Raw genomic sequence first — 17,175 nt, forward strand, 5'->3', positions numbered from 1 at the left:
AAAACCGGTAGGACACGTCGTTAACAATAGCTAAAAGTTCCGTTCGAAGCGCTATTTTAACACTTGATCGTTCGTTTGGGCTGTGCGATTTAAAAAAGAGAAATTTTTACATGTTGGATAGTCATATTCGACATTGAATGTATTTAAAGTCGTATTTTAAAGATTTGGAGACGTATTATGTCCCGCCTTCACAACGGCCCGGCGCTTGCTGGCGCAATGTTGATCGCCAGCATGGGTTTTTCTTATGCGAACGCCCAGAGCATAGAGCCCGTTCCGCCGCCCGCACCTCAGCAGGCTACACCGGCACCGGTTGTGGCACCCGTAAAGACCGCCGACGAAACGACGGCCGCCTTCCTCGGCCGTGTCAACACCGCGAATCCGGAAACGGTTTCGCTTGCAGCCGCTGAACTCTTCAAGCAGTCTCCGACGCAGGTAACGGTGGGTGACTTGATCGCCCTTGCATCAAGCACGGATGCCGCAGCAGCGGACATGACCGGAAGAGTAACAAGCGGCTTTCCGATTATCGCCGTTTCCACCAACGCTGCGCAATTCTCCGAACAGCTTTCCGCACTGATTCTGAGTGATTCGAGCCAGCTGCCCACCATCGTTGCGCTGGCCAAAAAGGTCGCCAACAAGGACTTCTCCGAGGTCGTCGGCGAAGGTTTGGCGCTTGCCTATTCCACGGCGATGCAGAGGGGCGACACGATACTCGCAGCCGCGATACAGCTGCAGACCAAGAGCGTCGGCGTGCCATCCGATCTTCTTATTGCATTTAGCGAAAACGTTCAGGGCACGGCCGCCGGCCCTGCAGCTCCCGCAGCCGCCGCTGCAGCTGCCTCACCGATCGGTGGCGCCGGTTCCACACCTGCGAGCGGCAACAGCATTGGTGGCTCGGCGGCCGGAGGCGGTTCAGCCGGCACGGCACAGGCCGGAGGCGGAGCAGCTCCGGCTGGCGGTGGCGGCAGTGGAGCGTCGGGCAGCGCGGCAACTTCGCCGTCGATAACGGTTTCAATCGGCAGCGTAAGTATACAGACAAGCACAAGCCCGATTTGACACTGGCTTCCGCGGTTTCCTTGGGGTATCGCGGTTTTCTGTCTTATGACGCAACGGGACTTGGCGACCGCGGCGCCCGCTAAAAAACAACGAGGCTGACAGTTGTTGCAAAGGCACGATCCCCTGGCGATGGCCGACTACGACAAAAGCGCGTTTACGGCCGATATTATCGATATCGAAACCGCTCTCGCGGCGATCCGTCGGCAATGGCGTATTGTCATCGCTGCTATTGCTGTCGCTGCAGCAATTGGTTTGACCTATATCGTGACCGCCGTCCCGATTTATTCTGCTACGGCAACCCTGCTGATCGACCGCAACAACAGCCAGATCGTCGAGCAACTTTCGACGATCGGCGGCGTCGTGGAGGACGAGGCATCCATTCTCAGCCAGGTCGAGGTTCTGCAATCGGAAACCATCGGGCTTGCGGTCATCAATAGTCTGAATCTGGCGGAAAACCAGGAATTCGGAGCCGCACGCGCGTCGCTTCTAAGCTCGATATTCGATACCATCCGTTCGCTCGTAAATGTTTCCCAATGGTTTTCGCCCGAAAAAGAAACCGTCATCGATGACGAAACCCTGAAACGAGCGCTGTCGGACCAGTTGCTGTCGAACCTTTCCGTCAAACGCATAGGCCGCACTTATGCACTGGAACTTACCTACAGCTCTACATCGCCGGTGCTTGCCGCCCAGATCGTCAATGCGGTAGCTTCCGCCTATCTGGTCGACAAGCTGAACTCCAAATACGAGGCAACGAAGCGAGCCAGCGACTGGTTGTCCGATCGCATAGCCGAGTTACGCCAGAGGGCTCTCGAAACCGATCTGGCCGTGCAGAAATTTCGCGCCGAGCACAATTTGATCTCGGCCGGCAGTAACGGCCTGCTCTCCGATCAACAGCTCGCCGAATCCAACAGCGCGCTGATCCTGGCACAATCGGAAACGGCAAGGGCGCGGGCGCGGGTGCAACGGATCGACCATATCCTCGCTACTGACGATGTCGATGCCGTCGTAACGGATATTCTCGACAGCTCCGTCGCAAATGATCTGCGCAAGAAATATCTCGAATCCTCCAAGGTCGAGGCGGAAATCACCGGCCGGCTTGGCGGCAACCACGTTCAGGCCGTGCGTCTGCGCAACGAAATGCAGGAATACCGCCGGCTGATGTTCCAGGAAGTCAGTCGGATCGCACAAAGTTACAAAAGTGATCTTGAGGTCTCGGAAGCACGCGAAAAATCACTGGCGGAGAGCGTCGCCAGGGCCACTGACGTCAGTAATTCGGCCAGCCAGACACAGGTTCAGTTGCGCGAATTGCAGCGCGAAGCGGAAACCTACAAGAACATGTATCAGACCTTCCTGCAGCGCTACCAGGAGGCGATGCAGCAGCAATCATTCCCTGTGACGGAAGCGCGCGTGATCTCCAAGGCAATGCCGCCTGAGGGGCCGAGCAAGCCAAATAAGCCGCTCGTTTTGGCGTTGTTCATGTTCATGGGCGCCGTAGCCGGCGGCGGCATGGCCGCATTCCGCGAATTCCGCGATCGCTTCTTCCGCACCGGCGAACAGGTTCGCGATGTTCTCGGGCTGGAGTTTCTGGGGAATACCCCTCTCATTCAAAACAAGCCTGCCACGGACAACCTACCGACAGGAAAAGAGAGCAATCCTGCTGCCACACGCCCCTCCAGCATTGGGCGCCACGCTGTAGACCACCCACTATCCTCCTTTGCAGAAACGCTGCGTAGCACCCGGCTCGCAATAGATCTCGGCATTGCTGCGAAAAGCGGAGCGCGGGTGGTGGGGGTAGTATCAGCCTTGCCGAGTGAGGGAAAATCAACGATCTCCATCAATCTGGCGCAGCTTCTCGCCGGGCAGGGCGCGAGAGTGCTGCTGCTGGATGCCGATATTCGCAATCCGGGCGCCACGCGCGCCCTGGCGCGTCACGCCGGAGAAGGCCTGCTCGAAGTGTTGCTGGAAGGTCGCAATGTTCGGGACGTGCTGCTGCACGACGAAAAGACGCGGCTCGCTTTCCTGCCCACAGTCGTCAAGCAGCGCGTACCACATTCCTCTGAGCTGCTGACATCGGCTCAGATGCATAAATTGCTGGCCGAAGCGAGTAATGCCTTCGATTATATTGTCGTAGACCTGCCACCTCTCGGGCCGGTGATTGACGCTCGAGCAATGGCTGGACGAATTGATGGTTTCATCTTCATCACCGAATGGGGTAAAACCGCCCGCAGGGCGGTACGCAATACGATCGAAAACGAAGTCCACATCCGCAAGAAGTGCCTCGGCGTCATCCTGAACAAGGTAGACACGGAAAAGCTGAAGCTCTATCGGGCTTATGGTTCGAGCGAATATTATCATTCGCGCTATACCCGATATTATCATGACTAGACGGGACTATGTGACGCGTCTGCGTAAGTTCTTGGCAGTCGCGCCGGTTCTGATCATTTCCGCGTTTGTTTTATCCATCGCAGCACAAGCATTTTCCGAAAGCCGGCGTTTTTCCGATATTGTCGCGATGGCGAAGATCGCGGACGATAAGAACGGTCTGGCACCCGGTCTTCTGGCGAAAACTGTCAAAGGGCTGCATCCCGTCGTCGCAGAAAAAATCTGCCGTTCAGATATTATCAAGGGTGGATTGCGGCTGGTTCTCGCCGATCTCGATATAAATGGCAAAGATCAGGCCTCCGAGACAGCAGCCGCGCGTCTTGGTTTTGCCGAGACTTATATTCGTCATGCGCTTTTTTGTTTTCCTGCCAATGGCGACGTATGGCTGCGTCTTGCCATGGTTCGTGCATTGCGCAACGCCTCGCCCATGGAAATTGCCGTGCTGATGAATTTTTCTCAGCTTTACGGACCGGCCGACGCCAATCTGATACGTGGACGCTTCGTGATGTGGCAGCAATTTCCAAAAGAAGCCCTACCACAGGCAGACACGGCCCGCGATGCCGACACCGCGATCGTGTGCAGCAAAGGAGGGGAAGTCCTGCGCTGGACCTTGCGTAATATCTGCCCACAAAAGCCGCCGGACAGGATGAAACGCCCAGTCCCGCATCCTTGATCTAAAAGGGCGGCGCGGTCAGGTCTCACCTTCCTTTGAGGCACCGCCACAGCAGCCAATTCCCACAAAGCCGAAAAACCATGCAGCCCACCGAAGCCCTGCCAGAACCACTGTCCTCCTCGCAGCCCCAGCCGCTCGCATTTCAGGACTATTTCCGGGCAATTGCCATCGCCGCGTTCTGGGCGATCTTCCTGCTCACGCTTCTCAATCGGGGCGCGGTTGAGATTGAGAGCCGTATCGTCGTCACGGCGGCAATCTATCTTTTGCTGGTGTCCGCAATCCTTCTACTTGGCCCCCCTCGGGCCGGTGCCGGCAAGGCCATCGCAGCGGCCTGCCTTTTGTTGGGGGGGCTTATCGTTCAGCTGCTGTTTCAGGCATTATTCCTGCCGGGCATCACTCCCTCGCATCCCGCCTGGTCTGTTGCCGCGATGTTCACACAGACCGCGCCCACCGCCACGATATCACTTACCCCGGCTGACGATCGTCTCGGCCTGCTGAGCGCCGCCCTGCCCTTCGGCGCCTTCATAACTGGCCTCGTGATTTTCGATACGAATGAGCGAGCGGCAAAAGCACTGCGATGGTTCGCAATAGGCGGCGGTTGGCTCGCATTGTGGTCAATCATGCAGTTTCTGTTTTTTCCTGAAATGCTCGGCTTCATTCAGAAACGCTTTTATCTTGACAGTCTGACCGGTCTCTTCGTCAACCGAAATACCGCTGCAACCTTTTTCGGCCTCATCCTGCTCACACTTGTTGTGCTGCTGCATAAAAGGCTCCTGGCTCCCAACTGGCGCATGGTGAGGGCTCTGGTGGCAAATCGTCTGACCGTGCCGGATGAACAGAAACGTCTCATCCGCAGCGCGGCTTTCGCCAGTGCGCTTACTGCTTTTTGCTTCATCGCATTGATGCTGACCGGATCGCGCGCAGGGATCATGTCGAGCTTTGCGGCACTGTTGTTGCTTATCCTTTTGACCGTCTTCAACTCCCCCATTCGAAGAGGACGGAATGCGGCACCCCTATGGGGCGGACGGCACGGATCGAAACGACGAGCAGCGATCATGCTTGTCATCGCCATCGGGCTGTTCTCGCTTTTCGCCAATAGGGTGGCGCTTCGCATGGAAGCGCGGTTGGAAGACGACCTGCGCTTCTGCTACATGCCGGGCATCACACGCGCCATCGCCGATAATTGGCCGTGGGGATCGGGGCTTGCAAGCTTTAAGGAAACCTACGCCCCCTATCATGCGGCGCAATGCGGCGTGAACAGCGTTGTCACCCATGCTCACAATGTCTATGCCGAGGGCCTGCTGACGCTGGGCATCGTATTCCCGTTTTACGTAGCTTTTTTTGTGCTCACCCAATTGGCCATATTTTTTCGCGGGGCACGTAAACGCAAACGTTATCGTTACGCTTCCCATCTGGGCTTTGCTGGGCTCCTGCTTGTCGCACTACATTCGACGCTTGATTTTTCGCTACAGATCCCCGGCTTCGCAATGGCTTACGCCGTCTTCCTCGCCCCCGTTGTAACCCTTTGTCTGCATCCGCCGGGAACAGAACGGGATGGGCGGCAACGCCGGAGCCGACCTTCGGCCGATCCCCAGACAAATGAAAGGCTCATGCCGGTAACCCGTTTTACCGATGTCTTTACAGCAGCATCGGAAATCGTCGACACGGTCCCAACATTGGCAACCGGACCCAACAGGCAAAATTGATCAACCGATGAAGACAGGCGACATCAGTTTTCCCTGATGATAGAGTGGATACGGAAAGTGTTTAAACCCGTTTCATAAACGCCTAAGAGGACTTGAAGTAGTCCGTTCGGTTAAAACCAAACAGCATAACGTACTTTATATATTTTTATTTACTGCACTTTCCGGATAATAAAACCAAAATACTCCACTGGAATTGCCTTTGAGTCGAAATTAAGAGGCATTTCCTGACTGAACTAGACTGGTTTTTCAAAAATATATTTTCCATAAATTTAAACAATTTAAGGAATGCCAATGAAAAGGTTTTTACAAAGATCTCTTATCTGCCTTTTCGCGGCATTCAGTCTTCTTTCTCTTCCTGCATTTGCACAACAGTCCGAACTCGTCAAAAACGGCTCTTTCGCCGGCCATATCTTCCCATGGTGGCCGCAAGGCTCGGCTATACGGTTGCAGAAAATAGCCGGACGCGAGGCTGCCTTGATTCCGTCCGGCATGGTCGTACAGGAGAAAATCAGCGTCTCCGGCGGGCGCAACTACCGCCTCTCAATGGATATCCGTAGTGAAGCCACGCAGCCGGGCACGGTTTATGCGCAGATGAGCTTTCGTGGGGCGGGCGTCACGGATGAATGGCAAGGGCCAGCCAAAGTCACATTAGATGGCCGCGAGAATGGGAAATGTACCGCCGATAAAGTTCCGCGGACCGAGAAAGCAGCTTTCGTTACAGGCGGCGATGCGGCCAAATGGCAATCCCACGCCATTGTCTTTACCGCACCGCCTGAAGCCGATCAGATGGTTCTTTACCTTCGTAAAGCTCCGTGCACCCCGGGCGCAGCGGCATTCACCGGCATCTCCATGACACAGACAGAGGAGCCGGCAACCTCAGTTGCCGAAGCCACACGTCAGACCTTGGTGGCAGAGTGGCTTCCACCGCCCGCGGAGCAGGCTTCTAACGCCGAACTCATAAGAAACCAGCTTGCTCGTCCCGCTCCACAGGATGGTCGACATCGCCTGGCGACAGCAAGAGACATGGCAATGCGTGTGCATGTTGGTGTCGATGAAGACGTGATGACGCTTCAGGCCGCCAGCGATCTCTCAAATTTTTCTGCGCAGGTTGCAGGTGCTGTTGGACCCAAACATCTGTCCATAGATGAAGCTGTCGCAGAGCAGCCGCTGCTCGTCGTCGGCCGCCTCAACGCATTTGCCCGTAAAGCGTTCACTGAGGCCGATTTTGAAGAACTGGGAGACGATGGCTTCCTCATACGTTCTTCCGGTCCCCACATCCTGATTGCCGGGCGTACACCGCGCGGCACCATGTATGGCGTCAACTGGTTCCTAGACCGTAAACTCGGCATTCGATGGTTGGCGCCGGATGCGACAACCCTTCCGCTGACGCCAGACATCACGCTACCGTTTCAACACGAGCGACAAATCCCGCGCTTTGGCTTTCGGGAGGTGCTCAGTGTCGAGGCGGAAGACAAGGCATGGCGTCAGCGCAACCTCATGAACGGTGAATCTCACGGCCCCTCCTTCCAATCGTCACCGCCGGCGCTTGATAGCTGGGATAGAAGCTGGGCAAGCCAGGGCATCATAGCCAATTTCTATCAATTATTGCCTCCGGCCATCTATAAGCCGGCTCATCCGGACTGGTATGCGGGCGGGCAACTGGCGATGATGAACGAGGAGATGCGCGCGGAGATGGCCCGGGTGGTTATCGAACGACTACGTGCCTTGCCAGGCTATCGCAGTATCTGGTTTTCCATTCACGATATGGATTGGGGCTGGGATATGGACGCAAGCAGCAAGGCATTCGCCGATCGTCATGGAGGGCATGCTTCGGCGCCACGGCTGGACATGATGATCGACATTGCCCGACGCGTCCGCGCCGAACTACCTGGCGCTCGTCTCGCCTTTAATGCCTATCACTGGAGCTTCACACCGCCGGAAGGCATGACCGTCCCCGATCACATCCTTGTCTATCCGATGACGATCCACGTTAACTACCGCGACGCGCTCGACGGCTCCGCTAACGCCGCCCTCGGCAAGGACATTGCCGGCTGGAACACGATTGCCCGCAATGTTCTTATTTGGGATCACATCACGAATTTCGCCGGCTTCATTCAACCTACTCCAAACATCTTCCCAATCGGCAGATCGATCCAATGGCTGGCCTCACTGGACCACGTTGGGGGATATATGGGTGAAGGCAGCTTCAATACGCCGGGCGCCGAATTTGCCAGCCTGAGAGCGTGGGTGATCGCCCGCCTGCTCTGGGACCCAGAACAGGATATTAATGAACTGGTTCGTGAGTTCTGCGAGGCTTATTACGGGCCTGCGGCTTCTGATATCATCGAATATATCCGTTTCTACCATGAAAAGATCAGCCGCACCGATGATGTTCTGGCAGAAAAGACGACTGTCGATATGGCTATGTTTGACGCCGAGTTTGTCAAACGGGCCGACAGCCTGTTTGACAAAGCCGAGGCATCGGTCCGCGGAACCCGCTATGAAGCCCGGGTGCAGACCGCCCGCATGCCGGTCGATTATGTAATCCTCCTGCGGCGGAACGAATATTCGGACTTGAAAGATCAGATAGGCTTCGACGTAAACACCGACAAAAATCAGCGCTCTGCCCGTTTTTGGAAGGCGATCTCGCAAGCCGGTGTTACCCAATACATTCAAAACGACAAGATTGCAGCCCTGGCTCCTCTTCTGGCCATAGAAAGGCGACTGCCCGAAAAGCCGGATATCGCCATGGATGGGGTGAGCTGGAAAGACATACAGGATATCTCATTTCAACGTTTCGCCGGAGCGAAAAGCGCGATCGTGGCCGATCCCCTTGCCTCTGACGGGGCAGCGGTGGCACTCGATCGGAGCTCGCCGGGTTGGAATATGCAGTTGAAGTTTGACAAATTACCCAAGTCCGGCGAATGGTGGCTTTATGCCGCCCTTCGTACGGATGACACGACGAAAAATGAAGCCGTCGCCAAACTCGGCGCGGCCCCCCCGATGGATTGTTTCGATACAATTGGGCCCGATCAGCTGACTTCCGCTGCATACTCCTGGTTCCAGGTGCCAGGTGGACCTTTTTCATACACGGCCGACCATGCTCGCAGTATTTATCTGGATCCGTTACGCGGGCCTGAGGGATCGAAGGTTATTATCGACAGAATAGTTGCATTATCTCGCCCGTGGCGTGAAACAACCGTTGATCTGCCCGGCAAAAATTTACCGCATGTCAGAACATCCTCCACGCAAAAATGCTAATATTCGCGCAGTGGGATGTGAACTCAGTTACATTCGAAATGCAAAGAAACAAATATAATTTAAGTGAAGACCGCGTTCGTACATGGATATACAAATTTTGATAAATCCATCCTGCTCCGCTCTGTTCACTTATTGCCTAAACATTTAGCGATACGAAAATGCCCCATTTTTGAAGGAATTTATGGGTGAATACCACCTACAGCCAGCCTTGGTCTTTGCCACGGAAAGATGCGATCCCCAAGCGACGAATGCTTCTTCTGGAGATAATTCTGGTCGGCGGCCTGCTTTTATTGCCGCTGCAGGCAGTGAAGCTTTCCATTGCACAACCCGCACATCTCTGGGTGTTAATCGCGCTGGTGGTGATGCTGTTTTATGAACGGCCTCGACTATCGGGAACAGAACTTATCGCCTATGCCGCATTCGTCTATTTTACGCTGGCTCTAACCTTCACGCAGGATTACACGCGCATAAAGGAAATGGATCAGCTCGTTAAATTTGTCCTTTTTTATCCGGCGTTTTATGTGGTGGGAAAATGGTTGGGATGGCACTTCGGTGACCGTTCGCTGCCATTGGCGTACGGCTTCCTATTTATCTTCCTGATTTTTCAATATGCAGCGCAGGCGCTGCATATACCCGTGATCTATGAGGAAATCAGCTTTGGGCAGGGTGCGCTCCATGGAACGTTCAAGGAGCGTAATTGGCTGGCGGTCTATTTTCTCCTTCTCTCCTATGTATTGCTCCTGAAGGATCGCTCAAATCGAGGCTTCTTGCTGTTCTTCGGTCTTAACATTGTTGTCATGCTTCTATCCGGCTCAAAGACGACGTTCATAGCTGCTGGAATCGTGTTTCTCCTGCAATCAAGGCTGCCTTTGTGGATAAAGATCCTGCCGGTTATCATCGGCGCAATGTTTTATCTGTCCATTTTTTCGGAAGAGCTCACCGGCGACAGATTGGCGGTCAAACTGGAGGAAGAACGGGGACTTGCATTCACTGTCAGCCTCGATCTGCTGCGCGCCAATCCGTTTGGTTACGGGCTGGGATTTGTGGAGGCGTTTTTCTCCAACACCTGGATTCAGGTAAGAGGGCTGGGAGAAGGCACAAACTCGGTATTCTCGGTCCCGCTTGATCTCTGGCTAATTGCCGGACCTTTCGGTTTTGCGATGTGGTTGGTGATCTTTGCCGGAGTGGGAAACTCTGCAACCAGGGTGTTGGCGCCAATTGCAGCCTTGTCGTTGCTTAACCCACTACACCAGTCCGAACTGGTCTATTTTTTTATGGGATTTTTGGTATCGCAGGACAAGTTCCAGCGACTTGCACTTCAAAGAGCGAGGAAAATCGCGGAAAGTATCAACGCAACGAATGAATTCAGTCGCGAATACAAGCATAGGGCGGAGAAACTCCCGTAATGTCGGGGGTTTGCCCTCACTCCGCGGCGCATCCCGCTATGGGGGCCCAAGAATAGGCAATCGTCAATTTGGACGTCGCAGTATCACTTGATTGGTTATTTCTCGAAGTCGTTAATGTTGTCCGTGAATATCTGCAAATTCTGCGAACAGGGGAATTTTCGGTCGGCCACCAATCGCAAATTTGTCTGGTCAAAGCGATTTATTTCGCATATGCGAGAAGCAGTTCTATATTTATTTTATTTCTTAAATTCTTACAAAGCGGATTATAAGCCATGTTGGCACCAATTCACAGTGAGCTAGAAGCGCACGCTGCTGTAATGCGGGACCTCAAATCAAAGTTTTCGCAAATTAACGAATGTATCGGAACAGGGGCGAAGGTTGCATACATTGATTACCCCGCACATTTCAATACAGGAGACCTGCTGATTAATATTGGCACCGAAGCATTTTTTTCTCGAAATGGAATTAATGTCGTAAGTCGCTATGCAATCGGAGATCTTGGCAAATATTATTACGAATCCGATAAATTCATTCTAGGAAGACGCCTCCCTCAACTTGATGCGGATATCGCCGGCGGTGCGGTTCTGGTATTCCATGGGGGTGGGAGTTTCGGAGATGTATGGCCGCATCATCAAAAGCTCCGTGAAGCCCTGTTGGAGCGATATAGTGGCGTTAAAGCCATCGTGTTTCCCCAATCGATTCAATTTGGCGACCGAAGAAAATACGACGAAGCCGCCAAATTGTGCGGCAGGCATGGCAACCTGACAATATTCGTGCGGGACCAGGAATCGCTTGAATTTCTGGCTGCCAGTGGGGTACCGGGTGAGATATTGCCCGATATGGCACATGAGCTTTGGGAAAACGCGGCGTTTTTTCCATTCCCTTACACGATCGGAACTGGCGAGCTCCAACAAACACGCATCGACTTGGAGGGGGGCAGTCAAGCTGGCGCCAAAGGTGCTTTCGATTGGGATGACACCCAATCTTCTCGCGACAGGGTATTATACAAGGTATTTTGTGCTTGGCGGCGCCTCAATCCCGTTCCGCGATCAGCTCCCAGCTATAAGGCATGGTATGTTTTGCGGGATCGCGTCATCGGCAATGGCGTCGAACATTTCCAGAAGTTTGAAAGTGTCAGGACCGACCGCTTACACGGTATGATTTTGTCATCACTGCTTTCCAAGCCGATATATTTTGATGATCGCAACAACAAATATCGGAAACTCCATCGATATCATTCCAAGTGGCTCTCAGGGTCGCCGTTAGTTACATCGGCTTGAGCTCTCGGAGGGACCATGAGCTCAAGACTGATATTTGGCCTTTCAGCCAACCTGGCAGGCGGCCTCGTGCCGATGGCGGTGACGTTGATCGTCACACCATTTTACCTTCATTTGGTCGGCCTGGAGCGTTTCGGCGTATTATCTCTCATTTGGCTGCTGCTCGGATATCTCGGCATCTTTGACTTTGGTTTTGGGCGGACTGTAGCGAGTGCGGTCGCTCGCGAAAGTGACGAGCACCGACGGGCGGATTTTTTTTGGACCGGGCTTGCACTTAGCACTCTTGGCGGACTAGCGGGTGCATTTCTCGCTTATTGCATCAGCCGTTTCTTCTTCGACCGCATCTTTTCCGTGAGCGCTGACTTAAGTGGCGAAATTGGAAAGGCACTCCTGACACTTGTGGCCATTTTGCCATTCGTGACCATTTCCTCGGTGCTGACTGGATACCTTCAGGGACGGGAACAATTCGGAAAACTCAATATCGCCCAGTCGGCAGGCACAATTTTGTTTCAGACTGCTCCGCTTCTGGCGGGGTGGCTGGTTTCGGTCGAACTTCCGTGGCTCGCAGTGGGCGCTCTTCTGGGAAGGGTCGGAGGCGTTGTTCTGCTCTTTGCGTACTGCCTGTCATTGTCAAAAGAAGCGCGAGTGCCGCGTTTTAGTATCTCCGATGTCCGCCCCATGCTCAGCTTCGGCGGCTGGACGATGGTCTCCGGCGTCATGAACCAGCTTATGCTAACCATGGACCGGTTTGTTATCGGTGCAGTTTCCTCCCTGCACGCGGTTGCCATATATAGCTTGCCGTATAATGTAATCATTCGGGTCACGCTCATCCCATATAGCTGGTTCTCGGTATTATTCCCGCGCTTCGCCGCAGCCAAACACGATGAAGAAGCTCGGCAGATACTTGAATTCGGAAGCCGTGTGATGTTTCTTACCATCACCCCGATTACCGTCTGCGGCTTAATCTTTCTTAAGCCTTTTCTGGACCTTTGGGTTGGCAGAGAAATAGCTGACCAGGCCGTCCCTCCGGGCACCATACTCATGGCTGGGTTCTGGTTCTACGCAATGACATTCATGCCCCTCGCATTCTTCCAGTCACGCGGCAAGGCTCGCGTGCCGACCCTTGCATATGCGATCGAGTTTGTTGTTTTCGTTCCACTTCTATACTTCGCCGTTGCCAAGGCTGGCGTAATTGGCGCTGCTGGCGCGTGGGTTTTTCGCACCATGCTCGACGGGATCATTCTTTACTGGGCTGCAAATAGAGTGACGGTCTACTGGAAGAATTTCGCCCTCGCCATGCCCTGTCTTTTACCAGTTTCACTGTTTGAGTTACTGGGACGCGATCTGGAATATTACAACGCCCTGAAATCCGTCCTTCTGATCGGATCGCTTGTTTATATCGCATTTTGTCTCCTGCCCTCCGAACGTGGGATGGTGGTGCAGTTCATAAGATCCGTAAGGCGGAAGGCTCTTTGATTAAGGCACTTCGTAATTAAACATATTTCAAAATTTTCATGCACTGCAAAACTTCACCTTGCGATAGCGAAATGAATTGATAGACTACGGCTAAATTCATATCTGCCTGCTTTTTTTACTTTTATCTTTTTTTAGAAAAATACATTGTTTGATAGGGTTACTTTTGAACATTTCACTTGTGACGTCCACAATGCATCGCCCTCGACAAATCGGCGAGCTTTTGGAATCCCTAAAAATCCAGTCGGTACCAGCAACTCAGATCATTGTCGTTGATCAAAGTTCTGATGACGGTACCGAGGAGGTCGTAAAGCGCTTTGAAGGCAGTCTTCCGGTTCTTTTTATCCGGGACAGCCGCAAAGGGCTTTCTCGCGGCCGCAATCTAGGGCTTGAACACGTTACCGGCGATATCGTCGCCTTTCCAGACGACGACTGCATCTATCTGACGGATACCTTAAAACGGGTAAGCTCCGCATTCCTCGATGACGGCGACCTAGGTGTCTACACGGGCATGAGCATCACTCCTGCCGGCGTGCCTTCGCAAGGCCGTTGGGGGATGGTGCCGCATGTCATCAATCGCTTCAATATCTGGACCAGCCAAACCTCCTACACAACGTTCTACCGAGTGCCGACCCTCAAAAAAGCAGGCCGGTTCAACGAAGATCTTGGCGTTGGTTCTGGCACGGTATGGGGTGCTGGCGAAGAAACGGAACTATTGCTACGCGCACTGCGCGACGGTGCAAAGGGTTTTTATGATCCGGGTCTGCGCATCATGCATCCCGAACCGCTGGCGATTTTTGACGACGTCGCGATGAAACGTGGGCGCCTTTATAACCGAGGCTTTGGGCGAGTAATGCGCATGGAGGCGTATCCGCTCTGGTTCATCACCTATATGGCGGGCCGTCCGCTCATCGGCGCCATGGCCGCCCTCGCCAAAGGACAGCTGGGGCAAGCGCGTTATCGTGCCAGCGCGTTTCGCGAGCGCCTGCGCGGCTGGGCCGACGATCCTAACCGGCAAACACAGCGTAATCACTAACTCTCGAAAACGGCTCTAACGGGATGGTATTGGTTTGACCGCATTACAGCCCAAACATTTCATTGCCATGATTGCGGACACCGTGTTGTCGGCAAGAGAGCCGTTTGGCTGCGCGAAAGTGATTGGGGCCGCACCGTCCCTGGTAAGTGGTCGCTATGCCGGATGGAGCGCATCTGTTGTTCCACAACAGAAAACACCCCCCGGTCTGCGGGTAGATTCTTCCGATGGCTTTCCTGAAATCGATCATTCGAGGGTCAACTACGCTTGCCATGAAGCAAACCTCCATCAGCACAGCAGCTCAGGCGCGCGCGCCAGGGCAACAACCAAGGAACCCTTAACGTGCGTCTGAGAAGTGGTGACACATATGCGCCCACCACGACTGTTTTTGCAGACCGGCGGTGGCCTGAAGAAACGGGCATCGGAAAGGTGCAGACCGAAATTGAGGCACGGCTTCCGGCCGACCTGCGCATAGTCGATGTTAAGGTGCGCGGACGGATAGGTTCGCCCTTGTCGCCGCTCTCTATCAGTCACTCGCTTGCCGGACGTGGCGGCAAAGGCGTGTTTTTCAGCGCGGGCTTCGTACCACCGTTAGTTACTAAACTTCCATCAGTGGTCGTTGTGCACGATCTGACCCATCGCCGTTTCTACGGCAAAACCAAGCGCGCTTATTATGACCTGATCTATAGGCCGCTGTACCGACGCTGCGCGGCAGTTATTTGTGTTTCAGAATATACAAGACAGGAGTTCATGGACTGGTCTGGAATGCCTTCAGACAAAGTCCATCTTGTCTATAATGGCACTGAACAGATGTTCCGCGAAGACGGGCTGAGACACAGCCCCGGCTACCCTTACATCTTCTACGGCGGCAATCACCGCAGCTACAAGAACCTGGACAGGCTCGTGCGAGCCTATGCAACCTCCAGCCTGCCCGGCCGGGGAATAAGACTGGTTCTGACCGGAAATCCCAATAATGAGCTTCAGGCGCTGGCCACCGAGCTTGGCATCGACCGGAATTTGATTTTCACGGGCCGACTGCCATCCGAGCAGATCCCTTCACTCTACAGAGGGGCACTCGCAGTCGCCTATGTCTCGCTGTTCGAGGGCTTCGGACTTCCAATCGTCGAGGCATATGCGTGTGGGGTACCGGTCATAACCTCAGATGTTTCGGCCATGCCGGAAGTCGCAGGCGGGGGCGCGCTTCTGGTGGATCCACAGTCCGTGGAAGAGATCAGGGAAGGGCTTGATCGGATCACCTCTGACGAAGCCTTCCGGCAACACCTTATCACGAGCGGCCGCAAGAGACGGGAAGATTTCGATTGGGGCGTATCGGCTCGACACCTTTGGGAAATAGTGAAGGGGGCTGCCATCTAGGCGGTAATTCGGAAACATGGTGAATATTATGGCCAAACGACAGAGACTTCACGTCATCCTTGTCAATTTCCGTACGCCAGAATTGACGATCCGCAGCGTCGGTTCGATACGGGAACGGGGTATCGCCAAGGCTGAAAATATTACTGTCGTCGAGAATTGCTCGGGCGACGATTCAATGCGCCTGATGCAAACCGTCATGCCGGATATCGAGATCAAGGCATCACTGGTCAATGGCGGTTTCGGTGCCGGTGTTAATTTTGGTGCTGCGGGAATAGACGCGGACTATTTGCTGATACTCAATCCCGACACCTATTTCGAGATGGATAGCGTAACACCTGTACTTGATCACATGGACGCCATGCCGGACATCGGAATTGCGGGTCTGGATTTGATCAATCCCGATGGTAGTCGGCAATACGGCGCCCGACGCTTCTACTCGGTACTGGACATCGCTACCCGACGCTTCGGTCAACTTCGTCCATTGATGAAGAGCCGTATAAATCGCCATCTCATGCTCGACGAAACCGATAGAGGCGAACCATTCAATGCTGAATGGGTGATGGGTACGGGTTTCATCATAAGGCGCGACCTGTTTAATCGGCTCGGCGGCATGGAGGAAAACTACTTCCTCTATATGGAGGACGTAGACCTGTGCGCACGCACCTGGATGAGCGGCCGTCGTGTGGTCTATTTCCCAGGCCTTCCACTTGTCCATGATCACCAGCGCCAAAGCGCAGCAAGCCCGTTAAGTTTCGCCGGCCGAGCACATATCCGCAGCCTATTGTTGTTTGCGCGGCGCTTCCATTTGCCACTGTTTCGCTCTCCCGGAATTGCAAACATCATCAGCAGCGGCCGCAAAAAACGGTGGTCGGAAGAACCGCCGACTAACGTGTTTACAACGACGTCTATTGATCTCTGAAGTCGATAGAACAAGCGGAAGATGGAAAAATGCAGTTTGAAAGACTGGATATACCTGACGTGATTTTGATCACGCCGAAGAAGTTCGGGGATGAGCGCGGATACTTTATGGAGTCTTTCCGGAAGAGCCTGTTCGAGGAAGCCGTCGGAAATTTTGACTTCGTTCAGGACAATCAATCCCTGTCAGCGGACGCAGGTACGATCCGTGGACTCCATTTCCAGCTGGAACCCAAAGCGCAGGGTAAACTGGTCTCCTGCGTCACTGGCGCCATCCTTGATGTAGCGGTCGATATCCGCACCGGATCTCCTACCTACGGACACCACGTGACGGCCGAACTTACCCCCGACAATGGGCAAATGCTCTGGGTTCCGGCAGGCTTCGCGCATGGCTTTTGCACGCTCGAGGCGAATACCAAAGCCAGTTACAAGGTAACAGAATATTATAGTCCCGAACATGATCGCGGTCTCGCATATGACGACCCCGAGATCGGCATAAACTGGCCGATCGCCAGCGGCAAAGCGGTCTTGTCAGCCAAAGACCGCCGCCAGCCTGCACTGGCGGAGCTTGGCGCCGTGTTCACCTATTCACAGAGTTCTATCTGTTCATTGGAAGGGTAGC

12 protein-coding genes are annotated in these 17,175 nt (G+C 54.0%); all 12 read left to right on the plus strand.

Annotation, left to right across the window (positions count from 1 at the left end; translation table 11 throughout):
- The first annotated feature begins 177 nt into the window (after nt 1–177).
- The 12 genes from ACQZ5F_RS16175 (at nt 178) to rfbC (ending at nt 17,174) form a co-directional block, all read left to right on the plus strand.
- Nucleotides 178–1,053 carry a hypothetical protein gene (locus tag ACQZ5F_RS16175; protein ID WP_225338683.1) on the plus strand — a complete coding sequence of 292 codons (876 nt, stop codon included), beginning with the start codon at nt 178–180 and terminating at the stop codon, nt 1,051–1,053.
- 129 nt (nt 1,054–1,182) lie between these two features.
- Complete coding sequence (locus ACQZ5F_RS16180) at nt 1,183–3,438, plus strand: polysaccharide biosynthesis tyrosine autokinase (RefSeq protein ID WP_225338684.1); 2,256 nt, start codon at nt 1,183–1,185, stop codon at nt 3,436–3,438.
- Complete coding sequence (locus tag ACQZ5F_RS16185) at nt 3,431–4,108, plus strand: hypothetical protein (RefSeq protein WP_137086772.1); 678 nt, start codon at nt 3,431–3,433, stop codon at nt 4,106–4,108. The genes ACQZ5F_RS16180 and ACQZ5F_RS16185 overlap by 8 nt, the downstream gene beginning before the upstream one ends.
- Before the next feature lie 80 nt (nt 4,109–4,188).
- Nucleotides 4,189–5,814: an O-antigen ligase family protein gene (locus ACQZ5F_RS16190; protein WP_225338685.1), complete on the plus strand. Its 1,626-nt coding sequence runs from the start codon at nt 4,189–4,191 to the stop codon at nt 5,812–5,814.
- 291 nt (nt 5,815–6,105) lie between these two features.
- On the plus strand, nt 6,106–9,075 hold the full coding sequence (locus ACQZ5F_RS16195) for a DUF4838 domain-containing protein (protein ID WP_225338686.1): 2,970 nt from the start codon (nt 6,106–6,108) through the stop codon (nt 9,073–9,075).
- Nucleotides 9,076–9,260: 185 nt separating this feature from the next.
- The gene (locus ACQZ5F_RS16200; RefSeq protein ID WP_225338687.1) at nt 9,261–10,481 is read left to right on the plus strand and encodes a hypothetical protein; all 1,221 of its coding nucleotides are present in this window, start codon (nt 9,261–9,263) and stop codon (nt 10,479–10,481) included.
- A gap of 272 nt (nt 10,482–10,753) precedes the next feature.
- Entirely contained in the window at nt 10,754–11,761 is a 1,008-nt protein-coding gene (locus ACQZ5F_RS16205; RefSeq protein WP_448730607.1) for a polysaccharide pyruvyl transferase family protein, read from the plus strand.
- A gap of 15 nt (nt 11,762–11,776) precedes the next feature.
- Nucleotides 11,777–13,234, plus strand: coding sequence for a flippase (locus tag ACQZ5F_RS16210; protein WP_225338689.1), 1,458 nt, complete (start codon nt 11,777–11,779; stop codon nt 13,232–13,234).
- 163 nt (nt 13,235–13,397) lie between these two features.
- Complete coding sequence (locus tag ACQZ5F_RS16215; RefSeq protein WP_448730606.1) at nt 13,398–14,267, plus strand: glycosyltransferase family 2 protein; 870 nt, start codon at nt 13,398–13,400, stop codon at nt 14,265–14,267.
- Nucleotides 14,268–14,606: 339 nt separating this feature from the next.
- The gene (locus ACQZ5F_RS16220; protein WP_225338690.1) at nt 14,607–15,638 is read left to right on the plus strand and encodes a glycosyltransferase family 4 protein; all 1,032 of its coding nucleotides are present in this window, start codon (nt 14,607–14,609) and stop codon (nt 15,636–15,638) included.
- Between the two features lie 28 nt (nt 15,639–15,666).
- Nucleotides 15,667–16,557 carry a glycosyltransferase family 2 protein gene (locus ACQZ5F_RS16225; protein WP_225338691.1) on the plus strand — a complete coding sequence of 297 codons (891 nt, stop codon included), beginning with the start codon at nt 15,667–15,669 and terminating at the stop codon, nt 16,555–16,557.
- 29 nt (nt 16,558–16,586) lie between these two features.
- Nucleotides 16,587–17,174 (plus strand): dTDP-4-dehydrorhamnose 3,5-epimerase, encoded by a 588-nt coding sequence (gene rfbC / locus ACQZ5F_RS16230; protein ID WP_137086786.1) that lies wholly within the window; start codon nt 16,587–16,589, stop codon nt 17,172–17,174.
- The last annotated feature ends 1 nt before the right edge of the window (nt 17,175 follow it).

It is taken from the genome of Agrobacterium sp. 22-210-1 (genome assembly GCF_053522525.1).